This window comes from Helicobacter sp. UBA3407 (genome assembly GCF_949747025.1).
GTDB classification, from domain to species: Bacteria; Campylobacterota; Campylobacteria; order Campylobacterales; family Helicobacteraceae; genus Helicobacter_D; species Helicobacter_D ganmani.
Genome location: NZ_CATKCB010000130.1, coordinates 1 through 4,082 on the forward strand (window position 1 = coordinate 1; position 4,082 = coordinate 4,082).

Here is a 4,082-nt window from a genome sequence, read left to right on the forward strand (position 1 = left end):
CCATGCGCTCCCTTTTTAATCTCTACAATATCATCTAAGGGAAATTGCACCTGTAAATATTCCTCAATCGCTAGTTCCTGCACCTCTCCTTGTAGCTGTTGCGAACCAATCTCTACCTTTCGTTGTGCTTCTTGGAGTTGCTTTTTAAGTCCCTCTAGTTGCTGCTCTTTCTCACGAAATCTTAGCTCATTTTGCGATTCTATTTCTTTATGTAACTTTTCTTTAAAGCTTGCCATTTCTTGTGCAAGACGCTCTTGCTCTTGGGCTTTGATTTTAGATTCTATCTCTCCTTTTTCTCTTTTTAACTTCTCAATTTCCGCTTTGCTTAGGTTTAATTCCCTGACTTGATTGGATTTTTCCTCCAATTCTTTTTGCATAGTTTTCAAGGCTTCTTGATATTCTTGCGCAAATTCTTGTTTAAGAGACTCTTGAAGTTTTTGTCTCTCTTGCTTTAAGGATTCTTTGGTGGCTTGTTGGACTTTTTCTTGCAAGGATTCCTGCTCGGCTTGTAATGCCTCAAAAGCTTGCTTATATTCCTTTCTTTTTTGTGCAATTTCTGTTTCAAATCGCTTTTTGGATTCTAAATTTTCCTGATAAATCTTTTGCTCAATCTGATGATACACAATAGCTTGCACATCAATTTGTTTCCCACAATTTGGGCATTTTATGCTATTTTCTTGGTTCATTTTTACTCCTTATTCCGACTATTATAACCTAGATTTTCAAAAAATAAAATCCCTTTGGTTTTGTTGGCAAAATGTATTTTAATTCCAATTTTAAAATAAAAATTAAGCACAAAAAATGATTTAAAAACACCCGACAAGAATAACATTTCATAGTGCATTTTTCCCGCTTTCTCTTTTTTAAATCCCAAGCAAGCCCTTAAAATCTCGTGGTTTTCTTTAAAGTTTTGGAGAATAGGGAATCTAGCTACACAGAATACTCTATTTTATTGTGCCTAAGAAACAAACCCACGTTCCTTTTATTTTTTGGAGCAACAACGCAAACTTAAACAACATCGCAAAGCAATTTGGTTATAATTCAACAAAAATCAAAGGATTTTTATGCAAAGTTTTTTCAGATTACAACCCTACTTTTTAGTCTTTTATCTGCTTTCTCTAGGCATTACGCTTGGTGCGGTGATTGCAAGCGGAGCTTTGAGTGCGCCCTCTATCTTTCGTGCTCCCGCTCTTGTGCCAAACCTAGAAATGACACTCTTTCAATCAGGAATCCTAATGACAAGCATTTTTGTCAAGCTCAATATTCTTTTAAACTTCCTTGCTGTTGTGATACTATTCTATGAGATTCTCTCCTTTCGTGTGAGTAACGCTAGAATCGCCCCGCTTTTAGGACTTATTAGCATTGTTTTAATCTTTCTTTTTACCCTTTATTATACGCCTTATATTTTGCAAGCGCAAAGTTTGGGCGAAGAGGGAATCGCAAATGCGACTTTTGATAAGTTGCACACACAATCGGTTTATGTTTTTAAGGCTCTAATGGCAAGCCTATGCCTGCTCTTTATTGTCAGGACATTAAAGGCGATTAATAGCGGTTACAAAGGTAAATAAAGTCGCAATATTGGCAAGCTTCGCGCTTGCTAGCTAATACAAAATTCACTTCTTTGGAATCTTTTTTAATCGTCTCTAATTTTTCTTGCAAAACTTCAATCTTCGCATTCAAGTCTTGTTCTCGTTTAATTTGCGCTTCATATAAATCATAGAATCCCGCTTGAATTTGCTTAGGATTACACGCGCAAATCGCACCTTTTTGAATCGCTAAAACATAGATGGGCAACTGAAAATCTGTGGCTTTTTCATAATTTTTAGATTCCACCTTTAAATTACGCTTGTATTTATAGTCTAGCACACAAACTTCATTGCCTCTTTTATCTATCCTATCTATACGCCCTTTAAGCGCAAATCCCGCAAACTCAAAGCAAAAATCCTGCTCAAAGGCAAAAGGAATCCAGCCAGACTCCAAACGGACTTTTTCTGATTCAAAGAAATTTTTGAGATATTTTTTTGCTAATGCGCTTTCAAAAGATTCTTTTAAACTATGGCTTTTGTCCATTTCCTTGCAAAACTCTTGATACATCAAATCCATATTATAATCTTGCGTCCTTTGATAGATTTCTTTTAAAATATTATGGATTTTGCTACCAATATTCACTGCCTCATTCGCAGTCTCTTTGAATCCCAAGATGTAACGATAATAAAATTTACGCGGACAAGTCAAAAAACACTGCAAACTTGTCGCACTAAAATCTTTTATCTCCAAAGGAGCGACAATTTCGCACTCTTGATAATTTAATGCCTTACCGCTCAAAAAATACTCACTATATCGTGTATCTGCCTTTAACAAAGGGGAATTTCCAAAAATAGAATCCTCCAATAAGAAGCGCGAGGGCTTATTTTCATCGTTGCTTAAGCACATAATCCAAGCTTGGCAGCTTCCTTGTAATAATTTAGCATAATAATGTTTTTGTAAATTTTCACGACTTTTTCGTGTAGGCAACCCTATTTTCTCACGCATTGCAGTGTTCAAAAACAAATCTTTATCACTTAGGCTCGGTACATTTCCTGCATTAAACTCTGGAATGATGACATAGGGAAAGCACACGCCACGTGTCTCCAAAATCCCCACTACACTAATGCGTCCGCCACCGACATCATCTAATGTAACTTCTTCTATCATATCCAAAAAAGCCAAAATCTGTTCTTGCACACTCAAAGATGTAAGATATTTTAAAGCAAAATCAAATTGCTCTAAACCCTCTAAAAACTTCTCTTTGACTCGTTGTGCCTCTTTGGAATTTGCCTCTAAATTCTGCAAAAACTCTTTAAAAGATTCAAAATCTAAAAAATTGGGAATCGCTAAGGTAGAATCTTGCTCTTCAACCTGCGGAGATTCATTGCAGTTTGCTTGCGCATTTTGCGCTTTAATAGCATTTTTGAGATTCCGATACAATGCGCTTGACTTTAAAGCACTCCCCATAGCATAGTTAAAATTGCGTGCTTTGTCAAAAAGCCTTAAATAGTGCGCAAACTCTTCATTAGGTAAAACAATGCAAATCTGCTCTGGTGTGATTCCTTGTCCCAACCACACATCAATTTGAGCAAAAATACCACCCACTTCTGCTATTTTATCCCTAAACTCCAACACTTGAACTTGCGATTCTTTGCCCTTAGAATTGATGTTTTGCACAATCTTATCATAACTTAGTTTATTGCAAAACAACACAATCTCATAAAATCCTATCTCCAAAGGGATTTCAAATAGTTTTGTATAATACTCTTGATTAAAAGAATCCAAATTCAATTCAAAAGTAATGGGCAATTTCTTAGAAATTTTACGCAACACCTGCATTTCAAATTGGCTCAAAAAACCCTCTAAATGAATCACGATTCTTTCAAACGGGTAAAGCAACTCAAAAGTAATTTGGTAATCCTCTAAAAAATATTTATCAAAAAAATGATTTTTGATTAAAATTTCTTGATAGCTTTTAAAAATTGCTTTCAAGACTTCCAAATGGTCGTCATAAAAGGCATAAATATCAAAATTTGCTAGCGATTCCAAAGAAACACATTCCGCACACAATTCATCATAAAATTTTAAAAAAAAAGTAGAATTGAGTAGAAATTGCGTGAAATTCCTAGCAAAGTTGCCTAATTTTTGTGTATTTTGATAATTTTCTTGAATTGCTTGATACAAATAAAAATTGCGCAAAAAAGGCGGAATCTTTCGCTTTCCCTCCACCCTTAAAATAAAATCTAAAAACTCGGCAATACTTTTTGCACTCGGTAAAAAATCCTCTGTATAATTTTGCACAAAAAAATGCTTCATTGCGCGTGTATTGGAAAACAAATGGAGGCTTTCCACCTTTTATCCCAAATGTTTTTTGGCGGTTTGTATTACATTTTCCACACTAAAACCAAAATACTTAAATAATTCCTCGCCCTTTCCGCTTGCGCCAAAACTAGACATACCAATCACTTCCTCTGCAAAAGCAAACCATTCCAAAGCACGACTTGCTTCTAATGCAATGACTTTGCCTTTCAACAAAGAATCCCGATAATCTTTGC

3 protein-coding genes and 1 pseudogene are annotated in these 4,082 nt (G+C 35.4%); 1 reads left to right on the forward strand and 3 read right to left on the reverse strand.

Going from position 1 to position 4,082, the window contains the following annotated elements; genetic code table 11:
* On the reverse strand, positions 1-686 hold a 686-nt coding region (locus tag Q1553_RS04505; RefSeq protein ID WP_300842778.1), incomplete at its 3' end, for a DUF2130 domain-containing protein.
* A gap of 378 nt (positions 687-1,064) precedes the next feature.
* On the opposite strand from Q1553_RS04505, the gene Q1553_RS04510 reads away from it, so the two are divergent.
* A complete protein-coding gene (locus Q1553_RS04510; protein ID WP_115552105.1) occupies positions 1,065-1,568 on the forward strand; it encodes a DUF4149 domain-containing protein in 504 nt (167 codons plus the stop codon).
* Here Q1553_RS04510 and Q1553_RS04515 read toward each other — a convergent pair.
* On the reverse strand, positions 1,543-3,879 hold the full coding sequence (locus Q1553_RS04515) for a PD-(D/E)XK nuclease family protein (protein ID WP_297571737.1): 2,337 nt from the start codon (positions 3,877-3,879) through the stop codon (positions 1,543-1,545). The genes Q1553_RS04510 and Q1553_RS04515 overlap by 26 nt on opposite strands.
* A gap of 3 nt (positions 3,880-3,882) precedes the next feature.
* A pseudogene (locus tag Q1553_RS04520) lies at positions 3,883-4,082 on the reverse strand (transketolase); the annotation flags it as partial.